Origin of the sequence: Rubellimicrobium thermophilum DSM 16684, from assembly GCF_000442315.1 — a bacterium.
In the GTDB taxonomy this organism is placed as follows: domain Bacteria; phylum Pseudomonadota; class Alphaproteobacteria; order Rhodobacterales; family Rhodobacteraceae; genus Rubellimicrobium; species Rubellimicrobium thermophilum.
Genome location: NZ_KE557320.1, coordinates 391,815 through 412,918, shown reverse-complemented (window position 1 = coordinate 412,918; position 21,104 = coordinate 391,815). Strand labels below are relative to the sequence as shown.

Sequence of the window (21,104 nt, the reverse complement as noted above, 5' to 3'; positions counted from 1 at the left end):
GCGCCAGGGCTTGCCTTGACCGGACGCCGCGCCGGCCGCATGAGGCGCGCATGATGGTCTACAAGATCCTCCGCGCCGACGAATGGGCCGCCCTGCAGGCCGAAGGGCGGCTGGCCGGCTCTCCCGACGATCTGCGCGACGGATTCGTACATCTGTCCGCCGCCGATCAGATCGAAGAGACGGCAGCCCGGCATTTCGGCGGGGAAGAGGGGCTGATGCTGCTCGCTCTCGAGGTGGGGCGGCTCGGCGATGCGCTGCGCTGGGAGCCCTCGCGGGGGGGTGCGTTGTTCCCCCATCTCTACCGGGCGCTGCAACTCACGGACGTGGCCTGGTCCGTTCCCCTGCCGTTGGAGGGCGGACGACACCGCCCTGCGCTGCCGTGAACGCCGTGCTGGAACGGGCCGGGCTGACGATGCTCCGCCGGATCGACCCGGAGCGGGCCCATGGCCTGGCTCTGCTGGCGCTGCGGATGGGGCTGGGGCCACGAGGGGGGGCCATGACCTCGCCTCGGCTGCGGACGCGCATTGCGGGGCTCGATCTGCCCAATCCGCTCGGCCTGGCCGCCGGATTCGACAAGAATGCCGTGGCGCTGAAGGGTCTTGCCGGAAGCGCGCTGGGTTTTGTCGAGATCGGCGCCGTGACGCCCCGCCCGCAGGAGGGGAATCCCCGGCCGCGCCTCTGGCGGCTGCCGGAGGACCGCGCCGTCATCAACCGCTTCGGCTTCAACAATGACGGCATGGAGGCGGTCGCGGCGCGGCTGGCGCAGAGGCCCGCGGGGCTGATCCTGGGCGTCAATCTCGGGGCCAACAAGGACAGCGCGGATCGGGCGGGGGATTTCGCGGCAGTGCTGGGGCGGCTCGGGCCGCTTGTCGATTTCGCGACGGTCAATGTCTCCTCGCCCAATACCGAGCGGCTGCGCGAGCTGCAGGGGCGCGAGGCCCTGGCCGATCTGCTGGCCCGCGTGATGGACGCAAGGTCGGCCCTGGCGCGGCCGGTGCCCGTGTTCCTCAAGATCGCCCCGGATCTGACCGAAGCCGAGATCGAGGCGATCGCCGCCGTGGCCGAGGACGCAGGCGTGGCGGCCATCGTGGCGACGAACACGACGCTGTCGCGCGAAGGGCTGCGCAGCGCCATGCGGGACCGGCCGGGGGGGCTGTCCGGCGCCCCGCTGTTCACGCGTTCGACGCGGGTGCTGGCACGGCTGTCCGCCCTCACGCGGCTGCCCCTGATCGGCGTGGGGGGCATCTTCACGGCCGAGGATGCCCTGGCCAAGATCCGCGCCGGCGCCTCGGCCCTGCAGATCTATACCGCGCTGACCCATGGGGGGCTGTCCCTGGCGGCGGGGATCCTGCAGGGACTGGACAGGCTCCTCGCGCGGGAGGGTTTCGCCTCGGTCGCCGAAGCGGTGGGCACGGAGCGGGAGCGGTGGCTCTGACCCTGCCCATCGAGGACGTCCTGCCGGAGCTTCTGTCCGCCCTGGACCGGGAGGGACAGGTCGTGCTCCAGGCCCCGCCGGGCGCCGGCAAGACGACCCGCGTTCCCCTTGCGCTGCTCGAACATGGTCTGGAGGGGCGGATCCTGATGCTCGAACCGCGGCGCCTTGCGGCGCGGGCCGCGGCCGAGCGGATGGCCCGGACCCTGGGCGAGCCGGTCGGGGCGACGGTGGGCTACCGGATGCGCGGCGAAAGCCGGGTGGGACCGGCGACGCGGATCGAGGTGCTGACCGAGGGCATCCTGACCCGCATGATCCGCGATGCGCCGGACCTTCCGGGCGTGTCCTGCGTGATCTTCGACGAGTTCCACGAGCGCAACCTGCCCGCCGATCTGGGCCTGGCCTTCGCGATCGAGGCCCGGACAGCGCTGCGCCCGGATCTGCGGCTGATCGTGATGTCGGCCACACTCGATACGGGGCAGGTGGCCGCCTGGATGGGGGCTCCGGTCGTCACCGCCGAAGGGCGTGCCTTTCCTGTAGAGCTGCGCTGGCTGCCCCGGCCCCTGGGGGACATGCGGATCGAGGCGGCGGTTGCCGCGACGGTGCGTGAGGCCCTGGCCGAAACCGAGGGCGACATCCTGGCCTTCCTGCCGGGCGAGCGGGAGATCCGCCGCACGGCGGCGCTTCTGGAGGATCTGGAAGGCGTGGCGATCCGCCCGCTCTACGGCGCCATGCCCCCCGCCGAACAGCGCGCCGCGATCGCCCCCGCCGAAGGGCGCAAGGTCGTTCTGGCCACAGCCATCGCGGAAACCTCGCTCACCATTCCCGGCATCCGGGCCGTGGTGGACAGCGGACGCAGCCGCCGCGCCCGCTTCGATCCCGGCACGGGAATGACGCGCCTCGTGACTGAACGCGTCACCAAAGCCGAAGCGGCCCAGCGTGCCGGGCGGGCGGGGCGCGAGGCGCCGGGAATCTGCTGGCGCCTCTGGACCCGCGGCGAGGAAAGCGGCATGCAACCCTTCCCCCCGCCGGAGATCCTGGAGGCCGATCTCGCCCCGCTGGCGCTCGACCTCGCGCTGTGGGGGGGCAGCCCCCCTTCCTCACCCCTCCGCCGGAGGGGGCGCTGGCACAGGCACGGGCCCTGCTGCGCGATCTGGGCGCCCTGGACGCCGAAGGGCGGATCACGGCGCACGGCCGGGCGATGGCCGATCTCGCCGTGCATCCGCGCCTGGCGCATATGCTGCTGATCGCGGGCCGCGGGGCGGCGGCGCTGGCGGCGCTGCTGTCGGAAGGGGAACGCCCCGCGCCCGGATCGGTGGACCTCATCCCGCTGATCGAAGGGCGGGTGCGGCCCGAGGCGCGCGAAAGGCTGCGGCAGGAGGCGCGCCGCCTCGCCGCGCTGGTGCCCGAACGGCCGGCGATGGCGCCGGGCGCCATGGCGGCCCTGGCCTACCCAGACCGCATCGGCCTGCGGCGCGAGGGCGAGGCCGCGCGCTATCTCCTCTCGGGCGGGCGGGGGGCAGCGATGCCGCCCGGCGATCCCATGGAGCGCGAAGCTCTGATCGTCGTGACCGACCTCGACGATGCCGGAGAGGAAGCGCGGATCCGCGCCGCCCTGGCCGTGGAGGAAGACGCGCTGCGGGCCGCGCTGGGCGACCGGCTGACCCTTGTCGAATGCGCCCTCTGGGACCAGCGGGCCGGCCGGGTCCGGACGCGGCGGCAGGAACGGCTCGGCGCGCTGATCCTGGCCGACAGACCGTGGGAGGACGCCCCCGAAGAGGCCGTCGCGGCGGCGATGCTCGACGGGGTGCGCACCATGGGGCTGCGGCTGTCCGAAGCGGCCGAACGGTTCCGGGCCCGTGTGGCCATCGGCCGGGAGGCAGGAATGGATCTGCCAGACCTGTCGGATGCCGCACTCATGGCGCGCCTGGAAGACTGGCTGCGGCCCTGGATTGGTCGGCTGCGCACAGCCGAGGGCTTCCGGCGGCTCGATCTGCTTCCGGCGCTCGAGGCAATGCTGGATCACGGACAGCGCCAGAGGCTCGACCAAGAGGTGCCGGCGATCTTCGTCACCCCGCTCGGCCGGAGGGTGCCGGTGGATTACGGGGGCGAGATGCCGGGAATCGAGATCCGGCTGCAGGAGATGCTGGGCGTGACGGACCACCCCCGGGCCGCAGGCCGCCCGCTGCGCATCACCCTGCTGTCGCCCGGGGGCAGGCCCATCGCCGTCACCACCGACCTGCCCGGCTTCTGGCGGACGGCCTACCCGGAGGTGCGCAAGGAGATGCGCGGCCGCTACCCCCGCCACCCCTGGCCCGAACGCCCCTGGGAGGCCGAGCCCACCCTGCGCGCCAAGCCGCGCGGCGCGTGAGGGCCGGACGGACCGCCCCCCAGGGACAGGACCGTTCAGAAGCGAGCCGGGCAGGATGATGGGCATGCAGATCGTCATGCCCGCATCCTGCCCAGCCAAAGGTTAATCGCTGCTTAAGGCTCCGAACGGTGCAGGGCCGATTCACGCAACACCCCGCAGCCACAAAGGCGCTCTACCCCGCCCATGGGCCGTGCTGATGGGCCGCGCCGGTATCGCGCCGGACAAAGCCATGACGACCGAAATAATCCCGCTGGGCCTGGATCAGGTCCGCCGTCCCCCGGGACTGGGCCATGGTGTCGGCAAAGGCGAGGGCCGCCGAATGCGCCGGCACAGGGTGGCCCGCAAGGGCAGCGGCCGCAACCGTGCGGCGCAGGGCCGGCAGGGTCGCCCGCAGATCGGCCGCGAAGGCCGGCGACAGGAAGAGCTGTCCTTCGGGCAGATCGCCCGAGCGGAAGGCCGCCGCAATATCGGCCAGCAGCGCCGAACGGATGATGCAGCCGGCCCGCCAGGTTTCGGCCACGCGGGCCATGTCGGTTCCCCAGCCATGCAGATCCGAGGCCGCCTGCAACAGGCGGAAGCCCTGCGCATAGGCGATGATGCGCCCCGCAAGCAGCGCCCCTTCCAGATCGGTATCGGGCAGGTCCACGGCGCTGCGGCGGGTGGCGAGGATCGATTCGCCCGCCGCGCGGACGGCGATCTCGGAGGACCAGGAGCGCGCGCCAACGGCGGCCTCGATGGTGGAGGCGGATTGACCCAGCGCCAGCGCCTCGACCGCGGTCCAGCGGCCGGTGCCCTTCTGCCCCGCGCTGTCGAGAATCACATCCAGGACCGGCCCCCCGGTCAGCGGATCCGTCGCGGCGAGGACAGCGGCCGTGATCTCCACCAGATAGCTGCGCAGACGCCCTTCGTTCCAGCGGGCGAAGACCGGGGCGAGATCGGCCGGAGCACGGCCCTGCCCATGGCGCATGAGGCCATAGGCCTCGGCAATGAGCTGCATGTCGGCATATTCGATGCCGTTGTGCACGGTCTTGACGAAATGCCCCGCCCGTCCGGCCCCAGCAGGGCGGCGCAGGGCTCTCCCTCGTAACGGGCCGCGATGGCCTCGAGAACCGGGGCGAGAGCCGCCCAGGCCTCCGGCTGGCCGCCGGCCATGATGGCGGGGCCATGGCGCGCGCCCTCCTCGCCGCCCGAGACGCCGACACCGAGATAGCGGATGCCGCGGGCCTCGATCGCGGCGGCGCGGCGGCGGGTATCGTGATAGTCGGCATTGCCGCAGTCGGCCACGGTGTCGCCGGGCGACAGATGGGGGCAGGAGCGCCTCGATCGCCTCGTCCACCGCCGGCCCGGCATCCACCATCAGGATGATCGCCCGCGGCGCCGGCATCGTCGCCGCCATGGCGGCCAGGCTGTCATGGCCCGTGGCCTTCTGCCCCAGCGGCCCCGCCGCCTGCAGGAAGGCAGGCACCTTGGCTGCCGTCCGGTTGGCGACATGAAGGGGAAAGCCCTTCTCCAGAATGTTGAGCGCCAGCGCCGAGCCCATCGTGCCAAGTCCATAGAGCCCCAGGCTCGTCCCCATCGCGCATCCCTCCTGCGGTTGTCGTGGCCACAGTAGCGGGCGGCGCAGCGGGGGCAACCGGGTCCCGCATGGGACGCCCCTGCCCGTGCCCTTCCCTTGCCCGCGCCGCATCCGGGTGGCCATTGCCGAGGCGATCCTGTCCCCCTAGTGTGGGGGAATTTCCCCTCACCCACAGCAGGATTGCCCGCCGCATGGTCATCAATCCCCTCTTGCCGCCCGACAAGCCTGCCGCCCATGTCCTGCCGCGCCGGACCCAGCTTGCGGCCTTGTGCTGGCGCATGGGAGAGACGGGGCGCGAGGTGCTGCTCGTCACCTCTTCCTCCGGGCGCTGGATCCTGCCCAAGGGCTGGCCCATGCCGCATCGCCCGCCTCATCGCGCCGCCCGCATCGAGGCCTGGGAAGAGGCCGGGGTCGCCAAGGGCAAGGTGGGGCGCAAGCCCGTGGGGGATTACATCTCCATCAAGCGCACCGAATCGGGTGACGATGTGCCGGTGCTCCACAAGGTCTATGCCATCCGGGTGCGGGAGCTGGTGGATGACTTTCCCGAGGCCGGACGTCGCGAGCGGATCTGGGTCCCCGTGGAAGAGGCCGCCAAGATGGTGGACGAGGAAGGGCTGCGCGACCTCCTTCTGAATTTCCGGTGAGCGGTCCGACAGGGTGGCGTCGGGCTTCTTGCCGCAGCGCCCGACCGGGCCGTAAGCCTTGATCGGATGGAGGCGGAAGGCAGGGCAGCCATGGATGGGGACGGCGGCATCGGCAGCAAGCAGGAAGGGGAGGAGCGCCGGGCCTTGCGGCTTCGTCTGCGGCGGAACCGGGGGGCCGAACCGCGCAAGCTCACCGCGATCCTCACGGATCTGGCCCATGACCCCGCACGCGAACGGGTGTCGCTCTCGGATCTGATCGAGGCCATGGACGAACGCGCCTTCGGGGCTCTGCTGCTCGTCTTCGCGGTGCCCAACGCCCTGCCGACGATCCCCGGCACCACCGCCATCCTGGGGCTGCCGCTGGTGTTCCTGGCCTTCCAGATGATGATCGGGCAGCATCCCCGCCTGCCGCAGGCGATCGCGAAACGGTCGATCCCGCGGGAGGATTTCGCGCGGCTGGTCGCCCGCATCAATCCCTGGATCGACCGGGCCGACCGCCTCACGGCGCCCCGGCTCCAGTTCCTCGTCGCCCCGAAGGTCGAACAGGCGATCGGCGCCTTCGTGATGATCCTTGCCATCCTGGTGACCCTGCCGATCCCGCTCGGCAACATGCTGCCGGCTTTCGCCATCTGCCTGATCGCGCTGGGCGTGCTGGAGCGCGACGGCCTGTGGATCGGGATCGGCGTGGCGGTCGGGCTGCTGTCGCTTCTCGTGGCGGGGTTCGTGGTGCTCGCGCTGCTGCGGGCGGGGCTGCTGCTGCTCACGGCTGCCTTCTGAAGGGGCCTGTCCGAAGGAGCCGCGGAATCGCCCCCGCAGCCCCCTGTCCCCGACGCGCCCCGTTCAGACCCGGCGGCCCCAGAGGTCGTAGTCCCCGGCCTCCTCCACAAGGACGGGCAGGATGTCACCGGGACGCAATCCCTCATGCCCCTCGTCGATATAGAGATGGCCGTCGATCTCGGGCGCGTCGCCCTGGGTCCGGCAGGTCGCCGCCTCTGCGTCCACCTCATCGACGATCACCTGCACGGTCCGGCCCACCTTGGCAGCCAGGCGGGCGGCGCTGATGGCCCGGGCCTTCTCCATGAACCGCTCCCAGCGGTCCTGCTTGACCTCGGCCGGAACGTGATCGGGCAGCGCATTGGAGCGGGCGCCCTTGACATCCTCGTACTGGAAGCAGCCGACGCGGTCGAGCTGGGCCTCCTCGAGCCAGTCGAGCAGCGTCTGGAACTCCTCCTCGGTCTCGCCGGGAAAGCCGACGATGAAGGTGCTGCGAAGCGTCAGATCAGGGCAGATCCGGCGCCAGGCGGCAATCTCGTCGAGGGTGCGTGCGGCCGCTGCGGGACGGGCCATGCGCCGCAGCGTATCGGGATGGGCGTGCTGGAAGGGGATATCGAGATAGGGCAGCACCAGCCCTTCGGCCATCAGCGGAATCAGATCGCGGACATGGGGGATAGGGATAGACGTAATGGAGCCGCACCCAGGCCCCCAGCGAGCCGAGATCGCGTGCAAGATCCACAATATGGGCGCGATGGCCGCGCTCCTCGGCATGCCGCAGGTCAACCCCGTAGGCCGAGGTGTCCTGGCTGATCACCAGAAGTTCGCGCACGCCAGCCGCAACGAGACGCTCGGCCTCCCGCAGGACGGCATGGGCCGGACGGCTGACCAGCCGGCCGCGCAGGTCGGGAATGATGCAGAACCGACACTTGTGATTGCAGCCCTCCGAAATCTTCAGATAGCTGTAATGGCGCGGGGTCAGCCGCACGGCCTGGGGCGGCAGCAGGTCGATGAAGGGGTCGGGACGCGGCGGCACGGCCGCATGAACGGCGTCCAGCACCTGTTCGTACTGATGGGGCCCCGTCACGGCCAGAACCCGGGGATGCGCTCCGGTGATGTAGTCCGGCTCGGCCCCGAGGCAGCCGGTGACGATCACCCGGCCGTTGCGCTCAAGCGCCTCGCCGATGGCCTCGAGACTCTCGGCCTTGGCACTGTCGAGAAAGCCGCAGGTGTTGACGATCACCGCATCGGCGCCGGCATAATCCGGTGAGATGGCATAGCCTTCGGCGCGCAGGCGGGTCAGGATGCGCTCGCTGTCCACCAGCGCCTTGGGACAGCCCAGCGAGACCATGCCGATGCGCGGCTGACCGGGACGGGGCGTTTCGGTCAGGCGCGCCTTCGGCGCGAGATCGGGGCGGAGATCGGGAGGGTTCGGCGTCATCGCGGGCATCCGGGCGGCAGCAGGATGGAGCGTCCTACCGGAAAGGGCGGTGGTCGGAAAGGGGGACGGAGAGCGCGGACCATGCCGGACGGAGACCGCCCCGGAGGCGCGGCGGCACGGCGGCACCGGGGATGCCAGAGGCCGGCAACGGGCCAGGCTCTCGCCGGCTCCCTGCCATGCCTTCCGGGTCTTCCGGCCCCGTGTCAGCCGCCCCTTTGCCGATGCACCGGGGCGGGGCCGCCGCGCCTGCACCGCCGGTGATCAGCGCCGGCGGTCCCGGCGGGCGCTCATCGGCTGGAAGGCCACGCCCACATGCGCCTCGCAATAGGGCTTGCCCGGCTGGACCGGCAGCCCGCAGAACCAGAAATTGGGCGTCGCGGGATCGCCTACCGGCCATTTGCAGGTCTTTTCCGTCAGCTCCATCAGCGTCAGACGCCGGGCGACCTTTTCCACCTCCTGCACCTTGGCGATGGCCTCGGGGCTGATCTCGCTGGTGGACGGCTGGGGCGGAAGGGGCTGGCCGGCCGTGAAGACAGGCCGCCGGAAGGGAACCGGAGCCATCTCTCCGTCATCGTCGGAGGTGTCCTCCTCGTCCGATGGGTCCTCTCCGTCAGAATCCCTGCCGTCCTCGGCGGCTCCGGCCGCGGTCTCCTGCACGACCGTTGCCCCTGTCCTTGCCCCTGTCTCCTCTTCGGCGGGGGAAGGATCCTCCTCCGCCGGTGCCGCTGCGGACATGGGCGGGGCGGAGGCCGCCCCGGGGGACAATGCGGCGGCCGGATCGGCCTCCGGCGTGTCGGCAGGCCCCGGCGACAGCGCCTCCTCGGCGGCATCCTCGGCCGCACCGGGCCCGCCGCGATTGGACAGGCCGAGGCGATGGATCTTGCCGATCACCGCATTGCGGGTGACCTGCCCGAGTTCCTTGGCGATCTGGGAGGCAGAGGCGCCTTCGGCCCACATGCGCTTGAGCCTCTCGACGCGCTCTTCGGTCCAGGACATCGGCAACCCTCCGTTGGGTGACGATCCGAGATACAGAAGCGAATCGGCAAGTTCAAGGCAGGCGGGCGCGGCAGGCATGCCACGCCGCCCGGATCCGACATGCCGGCAGGGGGGGCCCGTGTTGCCCGACGCAAGCCGACAGGGCAGTCTCTGCGCGACGCCCATGACACCATCCCTGCCCCCCGCCCCGGCCGCGACCCGACGACAGTCGATCGACCTGCTCCGCTTCGTCGCGGCCTTCGGTGTCGTCTGGGCGCACATGCAGGCCCCCGGCATGGTGGAAGGCTATGTCGCCCTGGCGCTGTTCACGATCCTCACGGCCTTTCTCTCCCTGCGCTCGCTCGCGCGGCGCGGGCCGCGATGGTTCTGGCTCGGGCGGCTGGTCCGCTTCGGTCTGCCTTGGGTCGTCTGGTCGGCCTTCTACCTGCTGCTCGAGCTCTGGCGGGCAGAGGATCCGCGCATGGCACTGACCCTGACGGACCCGCTGAGGCTGCTGATCGGGCCGACGGTCCATCTGTGGTTCCTGCCCTTCATCATCCTCTCTTCCCCGCTGGTCCTGCTGGCCCTGCATGCGATGACCTCGGCCCGGCATGTCTGGATCCTGTCCCTCCTGCTGATTCCGGCCGCGATGGGGGCCCTGTGGGCGCATGACCGGATCGCCCCGCCCGAACCCGTCATCCAGTGGGCCTTTGCCGCGCTGCCCTTCCTCTACGGACTGCTCTCGGCAGGGGGGCAGAGGCATGACGCGGTGGCCGCTCCCCTGTTGTTCGCCACGGCCTCCTGCGTCGGCGCCTCGCTGCTCTGGGGATCGATCCCGGCCCCCTTCCTGCTGCTGGCCTGCCTGCTGTTCGAGGGGCTGTGGCGCCTGCCCCTGTCGCATCCGGCCCTGCCGGCGCTCGGGCAGCTCGCCTACGGAATCTATCTGGTTCACCCCTTCTTCATGCTGGTCTGGTATCGATTCGCCGGCGGATGGTCCGCCATCGCGGGCGCGTTCGCGGTCTTTGTGGCCTCGGCTTCGGCCGCCTGGCTGATCCGGCGCCTGCCCGGCGGCCGGCTGATCGCCTGATGGCGACGCTTGCAGGACTGGGGGAGGCGCCTACATCCCGCCCATGACCCTGCACATCCCCTTCGACAACAGCTATGCCCGCCTGCCGGAGCGCTTCTATGTCCGTCAGGCGCCGGTGCCCGTGGCCGCCCCGCGCCTGATCGCGCTCAACGAGGGGCTGGCCCGGGAACTGGGGCTCGATCCGGAATGGCTGGCCTCGCCCGAGGGGGTGGCGGTCCTGTCGGGCAACAGCGTGCCGGAGGGCGCCGAGCCGCTGGCGCAGGCCTATGCCGGTCACCAGTTCGGCGGCTGGGTGCCGCGGCTGGGCGACGGCCGGGCGATCCTGCTGGGCGAGGTGATCGACCGCCAGGGACGCCGCCGCGACATCCAGCTCAAGGGGGCGGGGCGAACCCCCTTTTCGCGCATGGGGGACGGACGCGCCGCCATCGGCCCCGTACTGCGTGAATTCGTCGTCTCGGAGGCCATGGCGGCCATGGGCATCCCGACCACCCGCGCCCTTGCCGCCGTCGCCACAGGCGAGACGATCCGGCGCGAGCGCGCCCTGCCTGGCGCGGTTCTGACCCGCGTCGCCGCCAGCCATATCCGCGTCGGCACCTTCCAGTATTTCGCCGCGCGCGAGGACAGCGAGGCACTCGCCGCGCTGACCGCCCATGCCATGGCCCGCCACTATCCGCAGGCCGACGGGCCGATGGGCTTCCTGCGGGCCGTCATCGCCGCACAGGCGCGTCTGGTCGCCGCCTGGATGGGACTGGGGTTCATCCACGGCGTGATGAATACCGACAACATGGCCATCTCGGGCGAGACGATCGACTATGGCCCCTGTGCCTTCCTCGACGGCTATCACCCCGAGACGGTGTTCTCTTCCATCGACCACTACGGCCGCTATGCCTATCGGCAGCAGCCCAATGTGGCCGCATGGAACCTGGCTCAGCTCGCCTCCTGCCTGCTGCCGCTGATGGGCGGAGAGGCGGCGATCCCGGAGGCGACCGAAGCCGTCCGGGGCTTCGCCACGCTCTATGATGCGGAATGGCGCCGGATCTTCGCCGCCAAGCTGGGCCTTCCGGCGGATGAGGAAACGGCCGCCCTTGCGGCAAGGCTTCTCGACATGATGGCGGCGACCTGGGCCGACTTCACCCTGACCTTCCGGGCCCTTTCGGGTGATGGCGCATTGCCGGAAGCCCTGACGGAGCTTCCGGCCTTCGGCGAATGGCGGGCCGCCTGGGAGGCCCGCTCGCCCGATCGCGACGCCATGCGCCGTGCCAACCCCGCTATCATCCCGCGCAACCACCGGATCGAGGCGATGATCGCGGCGGCCGAGAAGGGCGATCTCGGCCCCCTGGAGGAGATGCGGGCAGCCCTCGCCGATCCCTTCGCGCCGCCGGCGCGGTTCGACCCCCTGCGCACGCCGCCCACGGAGGAAGAGCGCGTGCTTCAGACCTTCTGCGGCACCTGAGGGCCGCGCGGCCCGCCAGGGGGCGTCGGCCCGCGACGCCCGCCCGGGGCGGTCACTCCGTCACACGGACATCCGTCATCACATCGGGCTGGCCGGTCACCTCGCCATTGGGACCGGTGCCGCGCTTGATGGCATCGAGCACCTCGAAGCCCCCGGTCACCTCGCCCACGACCGTATACTGGCCGTTGAGATGCGGCCCGTCGGCAAACATGATGAAGAACTGGCTGTTGGCGCTGTCGGGATCCTGGCTGCGGGCCATGCCGACGACACCGCGCGTGAAGGGGATGTCCGAGAATTCGGCCGGCAGGTCCGGCAGCGTCGAACGGCCTGTTCCCGCCAGCGACAGATCCCCCCCTGCCCGGCCATACTGGACATCGCCGGTCTGGGCCATGAACCCGTCGATCACGCGGTGGAACACCACGTTGTCGTAAAGGCCCTGATTGGCCAGCTCGACGATGCGGGCCACATGCTGGGGGGCGACGTCCTCGAACAGGTCGATGACGATGGTGCCGTTCGCCTCGCCCGAAACGTCGATCTCGAGCCCCGTGGCAAGAGCCGGGGTCCCCGAAAGGGCGATCAGAAGGGCGGCAAGAGGCCTCATGCCTGGTCTCCTTGTTCGGTCTGCTGGATATCTGCGGCAACGCGGACGCGGATCATGCGGTCGGGGTTGGCGGGCGGTTCGCCGCGGGCGATGCGGTCCACATGCTCCATCCCCGAGATGACACGGCCATAGACGGTGTATTGCCGGTTCAGGAAGTGATTGTCCGCGAAATTGATGAAGAACTGGCTGTTGGCACTGTTCGGGTTGGCCGCGCGGGCGGCGCCGACGGTGCCCCGGTCATGCGGCAGGTTCGAGAATTCCGCCGGCAGATCGGGCAGGTCGCTGCCGCCGGTGCCGGCCAGGCGCGGATTCCAGCCCCGTTCCATGTTGGCGTTGCGCACATCCCCGGTCTGGGCCATGAAGCCGTCGATGACCCGGTGGAAGGCGACATTGTCATAGGCGCCGGCGCGCGCCAGCTCCTTCATCCGCGCGACATGCTTCGGCGCCACTTCGGGCAGGAGCTCGATGATGACGGGACCGTCCTTGAGGTCCATGACGATGGTGTTCTCGGGGTCCCGGATCGCAACCATGCGGGAATGCTCCTCTGCTTGAGTCGGGGCTGATCTAGAGGCGGGGGAAGGCGAAGCCAATCCCGCAGGATGCCGCCTCACCCGTCATCGGCGTTGACTGGCCGCCCCGGTCGCGTCAGTTGTCGCGCGGGCAACCACAGGGAGGCACCGATGGCCCCGAAGACGCTGCGCGAGATGGATCTGAACGGCAAGCGGGTGCTGACGCGGGTGGACCTCAACGTCCCCGTGGAGGGGGGGCAGGTCACCGACGCCACGCGCATCGAACGCATCGTGCCCACCATCCGCGCGATTCTGGAGGCCGGGGGATGCCGATCCTTCTGGCCCATTTCGACCGGCCCAAGGGCAAGGTCGTGCCCGGCATGTCGCTGCGCCAGATCCTGCCTGCGCTCGAACAGGCGCTGGGCCAGCCCGTCCGCTTCGCCTCCGACTGCATCGGCCCCGAGGCCGAGGATGCCGCCGCCGCGATGAAGCCCGGCGATGTGCTGCTGCTCGAGAACACGCGCTTCCATGCAGGCGAGGAGGCGAACGATCCCGACTTTGCCGCCGCGCTGGCAAAGCTGGGCGACATCTACTGCAACGATGCCTTTTCGGCCGCGCATCGCGCCCATGCCTCTACCGAGGCGCTGGCGCATCGGCTGCCCTCCTGCGCGGGTCTGCTGATGGCCGAGGAACTGGCGGCCCTCGACCGCGCCCTCGGTCACCCGGAACGTCCGGTGACGGCCATCGTCGGCGGTTCCAAGGTCTCCACCAAGCTCGAGCTGCTGATGAATCTCGTGGGCCGGGTCGATCATCTCGTGATCGGGGGCGGGATGGCGAACACCTTCCTGGCCGCGCAGGGGGCCCAGATCGGCCGTTCCCTTCATGAGCCCGACCTTGCCGGGCGCGCGCTCGCCATCCTCGAGGAGGCGAAGGAGAAGGGATGCAACCTGGTGCTGCCGCGCGACGTCGTGACGGCCCGTGCGCTGCGGGCCGGCGAGCCCGAATTCATCCATGCCGCCCATGACTGCCCGCCGGATCAGATGATCCTCGATGTCGGGCCGCAGACGGTCATGGATATCGGCACGATCCTTGCCCGGTCGCGCACGCTTGTCTGGAACGGCCCGCTCGGCGCCTTCGAGACCAAGCCCTTCGACGCCGCAACCCATGCCGTCGCCCTGAAGGCCGCGGAACTGACGCGCAGCGGGTCGCTGCTGTCCGTCGCGGGGGGAGGCGACACGGTGGCCGCCCTCAACGAGGTCGGCGTGGCGGGCGACTTCACCTATGTCTCCACCGCCGGGGGGCCTTCCTCGAATGGATGGAAGGCAAGGAACTCCCCGGTGTGAAGGCGCTCGGAGGCTGACGCGGGGGCCGGGCGGCCGCCTCAGCCCCCGGCGGGCAGCACTGCGAGAACCCGCCTTGCGGCCTCTTCGGCCACCGACCGCGGATCCTCGACGCCGAGGACGCTGATCTGCACCGCAATCTGGCCATCGCCCGGCCAGACCCGCAGAAGCCCGGACGCCGGATCCCAGAAGGCGGCCGCCCCCAGGCCGGCGATGTCCTCCAGCGGGTGGTCGGGGCCCTCGATCATCCGCAGCATCGCCGCCTCCGCGGCCGCGGCCTCGGCGGCGGTGTCGGGCATCTGGTCGCCGATGTCCTCGCCGATGTTGACGATGAGGGTTGGCCCGAGCGCCGGCCCGAAGGCGCAGCTCACCGTCCGCAGGCCGCCATACTCGAGCGGGCCGGTGACGGAGAGCTCGGCCCCCTTCGTCAGCAGATCGCCGAGATCGGCTTGCGCGATCGCCTCGCACAGCTCGGGCGACCCGGCCGCAGCCCCGTCTGCCCCCAGCACGACCGCCGCCAGCATCCCGGCGGCCATTCTCCTCTGCCAGTGCATCCTGCCGTCCTCCTCTCCTGCACGGCATCCGATACAGCCGGCAACAGGGGCGGGGCAATTGCCCGCCCTGCCGGCGCGAACGCGATTGCACGCGGCCCGCCACCCCGCTACAGCCCTGGACACGCACGCATGCACGCATCGCAGAGAGGCCCGGCCATGACGATCACCAGGAGCGTTGAGACCATCCTGAGCCGCTATGAAGGCGAGACGCCGGGCGTGAAGGCCAACCTGGCCCGAATGCTGATGCAGGGCCGGCTCGGAGGGACGGGGCGGATGATCATCCTGCCCGTGGACCAGGGCTTCGAGCACGGACCGGCCCGCAGCTTTGCGGTCAACCCGGCGGCCTACGACCCGCATTATCACTACCGGCTGGCCATCGATGCAGGGCTGTCCGCCTATGCCGCACCGCTCGGCCCGCTGGAGGCCGGGGCCGATACCTTCGCCGGCCAGATCCCGCTGATCCTGAAGGTGAACTCCTCCAACTCCCTGATGCCCTCGGCCTCGCCCAAGACCCAGGCCATCACCGCTTCGGTCGATGATGCGCTGCGCCTCGGTTGTGCGGCGATCGGCTTCACGATCTATCCCGGCTCCTCGATGTCGCTGTCGATGTTCGAGGACATCGCCGAGATGCGCCGCGAAGCCGCCGCCAAGGGGGTGGCCACGGTGATCTGGTCCTATCCGCGCGGCGAGGATCTGGACAGCAAGGCCGAGACGGCGCTCGACGTGACGGCCTATGCCGCCCATATCGCGGCGCTGCTGGGGGCGCATATCATCAAGGTCAAGCTGCCTTCGGATCATCTCGGGCAGGCCGAGGCGAAGAAGGTCTATGACAAGGTGGGTATCCCCGCCGCCTCCATGGCCGACCGCGTGCGCCATGTCGTGCAGGCCTGCTTCAACGGACGGCGCATCGTCGTCTTCTCGGGCGGGGCGGCCAAGGGCGAGGATTCGGTCCTCGAGGACGCCCGGGCGATCCGCGAAGGGGGCGGCAACGGCTCCATCATCGGGCGCAACGTGTTCCAGCGCCCGCGCGAGGAGGCAATGGCGCTGCTCGACCGCCTCGTGGACATCTACCGGAACTGAGCAGAAGCCAGGCCGCCCCCTGCCCCATCCGCCCGACCGGCGGCGCGACGGCCCTGAAGCCTGTGGCGCTGCCGGCCCACTCCGCATCGGCTGCCGCGCGTCCCCCTTGCAATCGGCCCGGCCCGTGCCAGGCTGGGCGGCAGAGAGCCCCCTGCAGGGCCGCAGGAACCAGTCGGTGACAGCATGAACCGCCATTCGCGCGCGCCGCTCGGCTATCTGATGTTCGCCACGACGATGATCCTGGCGGGCATCTATTTCATCTTTGCCGCCATCCAGGGCGATTACGGCCTGTTCCGCCGCGCCGAGATCGACGCGGAGGCCCTCGAGCTTCGCGTCACGCTTGCCGCCCTGTCCGAGGAGGTCGCCCGCATGGAGAACCTGACCCGGCGGCTTTCGGACAACTATCTCGATCTCGACCTGCTCGACCAGCAGGCGCGCGACGTGCTGGGCATGGTCCGCGCCGACGAGATCGTCATCCGCTGAGACCCGCCCCCGGACCGCGCTGTTAGCGCCACCATCGCCGCGCTGCGGCGTGTCCGGCCTCTCGCCAAGGGGCGACCCCTCCGCTAAGTCGAAGGAAAGCGACCGATCCAGAGGGAGACCCGCATGGCCCGAGCCGCCCCCGCCGCCGCCCAGCCAGCCGCCGATGGCGCGCCCCACGGGACGCCCCCCCGCCCCGCCCTTCCCAATGTCTCGCGCGAGGAACTCCTGAAGTTCTACCGCGAGATGCTGCTGATCCGCCGCTTCGAGGAAAAGGCCGGTCAGCTCTACGGCATGGGCCTGATCGGCGGGTTCTGCCACCTCTATATCGGACAGGAAGCGGTTGTCGTCGGCCTCGAATCCGTGGCCGAGGACGGCGACAAGCGCATCACCAGCTATCGCGACCATGGCCACATGCTCGCCTGCGGCATGGATCCCAAGGGTGTGATGGCCGAGCTGACCGGCCGCGCCGGAGGCTATTCCAAGGGCAAGGGCGGCTCCATGCACATGTTCAGCCGCGAGAAGCATTTCTACGGCGGTCATGGCATCGTCGGCGCCCAGGTGCCGATCGGGGCAGGCCTTGCCTTCGCCGACAAGTATCTGGGGCGGGACCGCGTCACCTTCACCTATTTCGGCGACGGCGCCGCCAATCAGGGCCAGGTCTACGAGACCTACAACATGGCCCAGCTCTGGCAGCTTCCGGTGATCTTCGTCATCGAGAACAACCAGTATGCCATGGGCACCTCCGTGAAGCGGAGCACGATGTCCCCCTCCTTCTGGGAGCGCGGCGCCGCCTACGGCATCCCCGGGGAGGAGGTGGACGGCATGGATGTCCTCAAGGTCCGCGAGGCCGGGGCGCGCGCCGTCGCCCACTGCCGCTCCGGCAAGGGACCCTACATCCTCGAGGTCAAGACCTACCGCTATCGCGGCCATTCCATGTCGGACCCCGCCAAGTACCGCACACGCGAGGAGGTCCAGAAGATGCGCGAGGAGCGCGACCCGATCGAACAGGTCCGCTCGCTGCTGCTGACCGGCAACCACGCGACCGAGGACGACCTCAAGGCCGTGGACCGGGAGATCCGCGACATCGTCAACGAAGCCGCCGAGTTCAGCCAGAAAAGCCCCGAGCCGGATCCGTCCGAGCTCTGGACCGATGTGGTCGCCTGATGGTGGCCCCATTCCCGGCGCAGCGCGTCGATTCCAAGGACATGAGGATGACCGATGCCGACTGAGATCCTGATGCCCGCCCTGTCTCCGACGATGGAGGAGGGCACGCTGGCGCGCTGGCTCAAGAAGGAGGGCGAGGAGGTCCGTGCCGGCGATGTCATCGCCGAGATCGAGACGGACAAGGCGACCATGGAGTTCGAGGCGGTGGACGAAGGCCGTCTGGGCCGGATCCTGGTGCCCGAGGGGACCGAGGGGGTGAAGGTCAACACGCCCATCGCCATCCTTCTGGCCGAAGGCGAGGAGGCCGGAGACATCGCCGCCCCCGCCGACAAGGCCCCCGACAAGGCCCCAGGCCCCTGCCCCGGCCGAGCCGCGCGCGCCCCTGTCGCCCGACTGGCCAGAGGGCACGCCCACGAAGACCATGACGGTGCGCGAGGCGCTGCGCGAGGCGATGGCCGAGGAAATGCGCCGCGACGAGACGGTTTTCCTGATGGGCGAGGAAGTCGGCGAGTATCAGGGCGCCTACAAGGTCTCCCAGGGGGCTTCTGGACGAGTTCGGCGCCCGCCGCGTCGTGGACACGCCCATCACCGAGCATGGCTTCACCGGTCTGGCCGTCGGTGCGGCCTTCGGCGGGCTGCGCCCCATCGTCGAGTTCATGACCTTCAATTTCGCCATGCAGGCGATGGACCAGATCATCAATTCGGCGGCCAAGACGCTCTACATGTCCGGGGGGCAGATGGGCTGTCCCATCGTGTTCCGCGGGCCCAATGGCGCCGCCGCCCGCGTCGCCGCCCAGCACAGCCAGGACTATGCCGCCTGGTACATGCAGGTGCCGGGGCTGAGGGTGGTCATGCCCTACTCGGCCGCCGATGCGAAGGGCCTGCTCAAGACCGCGATCCGGGATCCCAATCCGGTGATCTTCCTCGAGAACGAGATCCTCTATGGCCGCAGCTTCGAAGTGCCGGTGATGGAGGACTTCACCATCCCCTACGGCAAGGCAAAGATCGAACGGGCAGGCCGCGACGTGACGCTGGTCAGCTTCGGTATCGGGATGGCGCATACCCTTGCCGCCGCCGAGGAGCTGGCGAAGGACGGGATCGAGGCCGAGGTCATCAACCTGCGCAGCCTGCGCCCGATGGACCTGCCCACCGTCATCGACAGCGTGAAGAAGACCAACCGCTGCGTCACGGTCGAGGAAGGATGGCCGCAGGGTTCGGTCGGATCCTGGATCGGTTCGCAGATCATGCAGCAGGCCTTCGACTGGCTCGATGCTCCGGTGATCTCCTGCACCGGCAAGGACGTGCCCATGCCCTATGCCGCCAATCTCGAGAAGCTGGCCCTGGTGACGGTGCCCGAGATCGTCGAGGCCGTCCACAAGGTTACCTACCGGTAAGGGGGCAGAGAGATGCCGACTGAGATCCTGATGCCCGCCCTGTCTCCGACGATGGAGGAGGGCACGCTGGCGCGCTGGCTCAAGAAGGAGGGCGAGGAGGTCCGTGCCGGCGATGTCATCGCCGAGATCGAGACGGACAAGGCGACCATGGAGTTCGAGGCGGTGGACGAAGGCCGTCTGGGCCGGATCCTGGTGCCCGAGGGGACCGAGGGGGTGAAGGTCAACACGCCCATCGCCATCCTTCTGGCCGAAGGCGAGGAGGCCGGAGACATCGCCGCCCCCGCCGACAAGGCCCCCGACAAGGCCCCCGACAAGGCCGCACGGGGCGGCGATGACCGCTCCGCACCGGCATTGCCTGCCGGAGGCGGATCGCAGGACGCCCCCGCGGCCAGGACCGGCGTGGGCCGGAGCGCCCCGGCGAAGGGAGGACGCATCTTCGCCTCTCCGCTGGCTCGGCGGATCGCGGCGGAGAAGGGGCTCGATCTGTCCACGGTTCAAGGCAGCGGGCCGAACGGGCGGATCGTCAAGGCGGATGTCGAGAAGGCTCAGCCCGGGGCGAAGCCCGCCGCGCAGGCCGGAGCCCCCGCTGCCGCCCCGGCAGCGCCCCCTGCCGCCCCCGCCGCCCCCGCGGCGCCGAAGCCTGCTGCACCTTCGGCCGACGCGATCCTGCGGATCTACGAAGGGCGCCCCTACGAGGAGGTCAGGCTGGACGGGATGCGCCGCACGGTCGCCCAGCGGTTGACCGAGGCCAAGCAGACCATTCCGCATTTCTACCTGCGGCGGGACATCCGGCTCGACGCGCTGCTGGCCCTGCGGGCCGAGCTGAACGCCGCACTCGAGCCGCGCAAGGTCAAGCTCTCGGTCAACGACTTCATCATCAGGGCCTGCGCGATCGCCCTCCAGCAGGTGCCGGCGGCCAATGCCGTCTGGGCCGGGGACCGGATCCTGCGGATGAAGGCCTCGGATGTGGCGGTGGCGGTGGCGGTGGAAGGAGGGCTGTTCACCCCCGTCATCAAGGATGCCGAGACCAAGTCCCTCTCGCAGCTTTCGACCGAGATGAAGGATCTGGCCGCCCGCGCCCGGAGCCGGAAGCTCGCGCCGCATGAATACCAGGGCGGAAGCTTTGCGATCTCCAATCTCGGGATGTACGGGATCGACAGCTTCGATGCGGTCATCAACCCGCCGCATGGGGCGATCCTGGCTGTCGGCGCAGGGGTCAGGCGGCCGGTCATCGGCGAGGGCGACCGGATCGAGGCCGCCACCGTGATGACCGTCACCCTCTCGGTCGATCACCGCGTGATCGACGGCGCGCTGGGGGCGGAGCTGCTCGATGCGATCCGCGGCAACCTCGAGAACCCCATGGCGATGCTGGCCTGAGCGCAGGCCGGCCCGCCCCATCGGGGGAAGGTTTGCCGGGGGAATCAGGCCCCCGGCAGAACATGGTCCATGCTGACCGCGGGCTGGGGGCAGCCCGCCTCGCCCACGACGCGCGCCGGCACCCCGGCCACCGTCGTGCAGGGCGGCACGTCGTGCAGAACCACCGAACCCGCCGCAATGCGCGAGCAGCGGCCAACGCGGATATTGCCCAGCACCTTGGCCCCGGCGCCGATCAGCACACCGTCCCCGATCTTCGGATGACGGTCCCCATCCTCCTTGCCGGTTCCGCCCAGCGTCACGGAATGGAGCATGGAGACATTGTCCCCCACCACCGCCGTCTCTCCGATGACGATGGAATGGGCGTGGTCGATCATGATGCCCTGGCCGATCCGCGCGGCGGGATGGATGTCCACGCCGAACACCTCGGACACGCGCATCTGGAAGAAATAGGCCATGTTCCGACGTCGCCGGTTCCACAGCCAATGCGCGATGCGATAGCTCTGCACCGCCTGGAAGCCCTTGAAATACAACAGAGGCTGAAGGAAGGTGTGGCAGGCGGGGTCGCGGTCCTCGATGGCGACGATGTCGGTGCGGGCGCTGCGGGCGATGCCCGGATCGTCGGCCAGGGCCTCGTCCACGATCTCGCGCAGGATCTGCTGGCCCATCTCCGGCGAGGCGAGCTTCATCGCGATGCGGTAGGCCAGAGCCCGCTCGAATCCCGCATGGTGCAGCACGCTCGAGTGGATCATGCCGCCCAGAAGCGGCTCCTCGGCCAGGGCGTCCTCGGCCTCGCGCCGGATGCGCGACCAGACCGGATCGACCTCTGCGACCTGGGCAAGGGGTGTGGCCATC

At 70.1% G+C, this 21,104-nt stretch carries 16 protein-coding genes and 6 pseudogenes; 13 read left to right on the top strand and 9 right to left on the bottom strand.

Going from position 1 to position 21,104, the window contains the following annotated elements; all coding sequences use genetic code 11:
- Nucleotides 1–50 precede the first annotated feature (50 nt).
- The 3 genes and pseudogenes from RUTHE_RS03015 (at nucleotide 51) to hrpB (ending at nucleotide 3,803) form a co-directional block, all read left to right on the top strand.
- On the top strand, nucleotides 51–383 hold the full coding sequence (locus RUTHE_RS03015; protein WP_021096788.1) for a DUF952 domain-containing protein: 333 nt from the start codon (nucleotides 51–53) through the stop codon (nucleotides 381–383).
- A 29-nt stretch (nucleotides 384–412) separates the two neighbouring features.
- Complete coding sequence (locus tag RUTHE_RS03010; RefSeq protein WP_040645192.1) at nucleotides 413–1,435, top strand: quinone-dependent dihydroorotate dehydrogenase; 1,023 nt, start codon at nucleotides 413–415, stop codon at nucleotides 1,433–1,435.
- Nucleotides 1,426–3,803, top strand: a pseudogene (gene hrpB / locus RUTHE_RS03005) (ATP-dependent helicase HrpB). The gene RUTHE_RS03010 and the pseudogene hrpB overlap by 10 nt, the downstream one beginning before the upstream one ends.
- 172 nt (nucleotides 3,804–3,975) lie before the next feature.
- Here the strand turns inward: hrpB and RUTHE_RS03000 are convergent.
- From RUTHE_RS03000 to RUTHE_RS18150, 3 genes and pseudogenes are all read right to left on the bottom strand, one after another.
- Complete coding sequence (locus tag RUTHE_RS03000) at nucleotides 3,976–4,932, bottom strand: NADP(+)-dependent, decarboxylating phosphogluconate dehydrogenase (protein ID WP_342662216.1); 957 nt, start codon at nucleotides 4,930–4,932, stop codon at nucleotides 3,976–3,978.
- A gap of 17 nt (nucleotides 4,933–4,949) precedes the next feature.
- Nucleotides 4,950–5,153: pseudogene (locus RUTHE_RS18155) on the bottom strand (NAD(P)-binding domain-containing protein); the annotation flags it as partial.
- A pseudogene (locus tag RUTHE_RS18150) lies at nucleotides 5,131–5,379 on the bottom strand (NAD(P)-binding domain-containing protein); the annotation flags it as partial. The pseudogenes RUTHE_RS18155 and RUTHE_RS18150, both read right to left, overlap by 23 nt.
- Nucleotides 5,380–5,570: 191 nt before the next feature.
- On the opposite strand from RUTHE_RS18150, the gene RUTHE_RS02995 reads away from it, so the two are divergent.
- Nucleotides 5,571–6,023, top strand: coding sequence for an NUDIX hydrolase (locus tag RUTHE_RS02995; RefSeq protein ID WP_021096783.1), 453 nt, complete (start codon nucleotides 5,571–5,573; stop codon nucleotides 6,021–6,023).
- Nucleotides 6,024–6,113: 90 nt separating this feature from the next.
- Entirely contained in the window at nucleotides 6,114–6,800 is a 687-nt protein-coding gene (locus tag RUTHE_RS02990; RefSeq protein WP_021096782.1) for an exopolysaccharide biosynthesis protein, read from the top strand.
- Between the two features lie 63 nt (nucleotides 6,801–6,863).
- Here RUTHE_RS02990 and rimO read toward each other — a convergent pair.
- Together rimO and RUTHE_RS02980 are read right to left on the bottom strand one after the other, a co-directional pair.
- Nucleotides 6,864–8,235 (bottom strand): annotated as a pseudogene (gene rimO / locus RUTHE_RS02985) (30S ribosomal protein S12 methylthiotransferase RimO).
- Between the two features lie 261 nt (nucleotides 8,236–8,496).
- The gene (locus RUTHE_RS02980; RefSeq protein WP_021096779.1) at nucleotides 8,497–9,231 is read right to left on the bottom strand and encodes a GcrA family cell cycle regulator; all 735 of its coding nucleotides are present in this window, start codon (nucleotides 9,229–9,231) and stop codon (nucleotides 8,497–8,499) included.
- 163 nt (nucleotides 9,232–9,394) lie between these two features.
- Between RUTHE_RS02980 and RUTHE_RS02975 the strand changes: the two genes are divergently transcribed.
- Both RUTHE_RS02975 and RUTHE_RS02970 read left to right on the top strand, forming a co-directional pair.
- Complete coding sequence (locus RUTHE_RS02975) at nucleotides 9,395–10,297, top strand: acyltransferase family protein (protein WP_040644961.1); 903 nt, start codon at nucleotides 9,395–9,397, stop codon at nucleotides 10,295–10,297.
- A gap of 43 nt (nucleotides 10,298–10,340) precedes the next feature.
- Entirely contained in the window at nucleotides 10,341–11,750 is a 1,410-nt protein-coding gene (locus RUTHE_RS02970) for a protein adenylyltransferase SelO (RefSeq protein WP_021096777.1), read from the top strand.
- Nucleotides 11,751–11,802: 52 nt separating this feature from the next.
- Here RUTHE_RS02970 and RUTHE_RS02965 read toward each other — a convergent pair whose 3' ends face one another.
- Together RUTHE_RS02965 and RUTHE_RS02960 are read right to left on the bottom strand one after the other, a co-directional pair.
- Nucleotides 11,803–12,351 carry a peptidylprolyl isomerase gene (locus RUTHE_RS02965; RefSeq protein ID WP_021096776.1) on the bottom strand — a complete coding sequence of 183 codons (549 nt, stop codon included), beginning with the start codon at nucleotides 12,349–12,351 and terminating at the stop codon, nucleotides 11,803–11,805.
- Complete coding sequence (locus tag RUTHE_RS02960) at nucleotides 12,348–12,881, bottom strand: peptidylprolyl isomerase (RefSeq protein WP_021096775.1); 534 nt, start codon at nucleotides 12,879–12,881, stop codon at nucleotides 12,348–12,350. The genes RUTHE_RS02965 and RUTHE_RS02960 overlap by 4 nt, the downstream gene beginning before the upstream one ends.
- 150 nt (nucleotides 12,882–13,031) lie before the next feature.
- On the opposite strand from RUTHE_RS02960, the pseudogene RUTHE_RS02955 reads away from it, so the two are divergent.
- Nucleotides 13,032–14,220: pseudogene (locus RUTHE_RS02955) on the top strand (phosphoglycerate kinase).
- Nucleotides 14,221–14,241: 21 nt separating this feature from the next.
- Here the strand turns inward: RUTHE_RS02955 and RUTHE_RS02950 are convergent.
- Nucleotides 14,242–14,754 carry a hypothetical protein gene (locus tag RUTHE_RS02950; protein ID WP_021096773.1) on the bottom strand — a complete coding sequence of 171 codons (513 nt, stop codon included), beginning with the start codon at nucleotides 14,752–14,754 and terminating at the stop codon, nucleotides 14,242–14,244.
- Between the two features lie 156 nt (nucleotides 14,755–14,910).
- Here RUTHE_RS02950 and RUTHE_RS02945 point away from each other — a divergent pair, with 156 nt between their 5' ends.
- The 5 genes and pseudogenes from RUTHE_RS02945 (at nucleotide 14,911) to RUTHE_RS02925 (ending at nucleotide 20,252) form a co-directional block, all read left to right on the top strand.
- On the top strand, nucleotides 14,911–15,834 hold the full coding sequence (locus RUTHE_RS02945; protein ID WP_021096772.1) for a class I fructose-bisphosphate aldolase: 924 nt from the start codon (nucleotides 14,911–14,913) through the stop codon (nucleotides 15,832–15,834).
- Between the two features lie 183 nt (nucleotides 15,835–16,017).
- Nucleotides 16,018–16,317, top strand: a complete 300-nt coding sequence (locus RUTHE_RS02940) for an FtsB family cell division protein (RefSeq protein WP_021096771.1) — start codon at nucleotides 16,018–16,020, stop codon at nucleotides 16,315–16,317.
- A gap of 123 nt (nucleotides 16,318–16,440) precedes the next feature.
- Nucleotides 16,441–17,481 carry a pyruvate dehydrogenase (acetyl-transferring) E1 component subunit alpha gene (gene pdhA, locus RUTHE_RS02935; RefSeq protein WP_021096770.1) on the top strand — a complete coding sequence of 347 codons (1,041 nt, stop codon included), beginning with the start codon at nucleotides 16,441–16,443 and terminating at the stop codon, nucleotides 17,479–17,481.
- Between the two features lie 54 nt (nucleotides 17,482–17,535).
- Nucleotides 17,536–18,875 (top strand): annotated as a pseudogene (locus tag RUTHE_RS02930) (pyruvate dehydrogenase complex E1 component subunit beta).
- Nucleotides 18,876–18,887: 12 nt separating this feature from the next.
- Nucleotides 18,888–20,252, top strand: a complete 1,365-nt coding sequence (locus RUTHE_RS02925; protein ID WP_021096768.1) for a pyruvate dehydrogenase complex dihydrolipoamide acetyltransferase — start codon at nucleotides 18,888–18,890, stop codon at nucleotides 20,250–20,252.
- A 44-nt stretch (nucleotides 20,253–20,296) separates the two neighbouring features.
- Here the strand turns inward: RUTHE_RS02925 and cysE are convergent, their stop codons facing one another.
- A complete protein-coding gene (gene cysE / locus RUTHE_RS02920) occupies nucleotides 20,297–21,103 on the bottom strand; it encodes a serine O-acetyltransferase (RefSeq protein WP_021096767.1) in 807 nt (268 codons plus the stop codon).
- Nucleotide 21,104 lies beyond the last annotated feature (1 nt).

Excerpts from the sequence above, each read along its gene's own strand:
- RUTHE_RS03015 (WP_021096788.1), top strand. The coding sequence starts at position 51 with ATGATGGTCTACAAGATCCTCCGCGCCGACGAATGGGCCGCCCTGCAG.
- RUTHE_RS03010 (WP_040645192.1), top strand. The coding sequence starts at position 413 with ATGCTCCGCCGGATCGACCCGGAGCGGGCCCATGGCCTGGCTCTGCTG.
- RUTHE_RS02995 (WP_021096783.1), top strand. The coding sequence starts at position 5,571 with ATGGTCATCAATCCCCTCTTGCCGCCCGACAAGCCTGCCGCCCATGTC.
- RUTHE_RS02990 (WP_021096782.1), top strand. The coding sequence starts at position 6,114 with ATGGATGGGGACGGCGGCATCGGCAGCAAGCAGGAAGGGGAGGAGCGC.
- RUTHE_RS02980 (WP_021096779.1), bottom strand. The coding sequence starts at position 9,231 with ATGTCCTGGACCGAAGAGCGCGTCGAGAGGCTCAAGCGCATGTGGGCC.
- RUTHE_RS02975 (WP_040644961.1), top strand. The coding sequence starts at position 9,395 with ATGACACCATCCCTGCCCCCCGCCCCGGCCGCGACCCGACGACAGTCG.
- RUTHE_RS02970 (WP_021096777.1), top strand. The coding sequence starts at position 10,341 with ATGACCCTGCACATCCCCTTCGACAACAGCTATGCCCGCCTGCCGGAG.
- RUTHE_RS02965 (WP_021096776.1), bottom strand. The coding sequence starts at position 12,351 with ATGAGGCCTCTTGCCGCCCTTCTGATCGCCCTTTCGGGGACCCCGGCT.
- RUTHE_RS02960 (WP_021096775.1), bottom strand. The coding sequence starts at position 12,881 with ATGGTTGCGATCCGGGACCCCGAGAACACCATCGTCATGGACCTCAAG.
- RUTHE_RS02950 (WP_021096773.1), bottom strand. The coding sequence starts at position 14,754 with ATGCACTGGCAGAGGAGAATGGCCGCCGGGATGCTGGCGGCGGTCGTG.
- RUTHE_RS02945 (WP_021096772.1), top strand. The coding sequence starts at position 14,911 with ATGACGATCACCAGGAGCGTTGAGACCATCCTGAGCCGCTATGAAGGC.
- RUTHE_RS02940 (WP_021096771.1), top strand. The coding sequence starts at position 16,018 with ATGAACCGCCATTCGCGCGCGCCGCTCGGCTATCTGATGTTCGCCACG.
- pdhA (WP_021096770.1), top strand. The coding sequence starts at position 16,441 with ATGGCCCGAGCCGCCCCCGCCGCCGCCCAGCCAGCCGCCGATGGCGCG.
- RUTHE_RS02925 (WP_021096768.1), top strand. The coding sequence starts at position 18,888 with ATGCCGACTGAGATCCTGATGCCCGCCCTGTCTCCGACGATGGAGGAG.
- cysE (WP_021096767.1), bottom strand. The coding sequence starts at position 21,103 with ATGGCCACACCCCTTGCCCAGGTCGCAGAGGTCGATCCGGTCTGGTCG.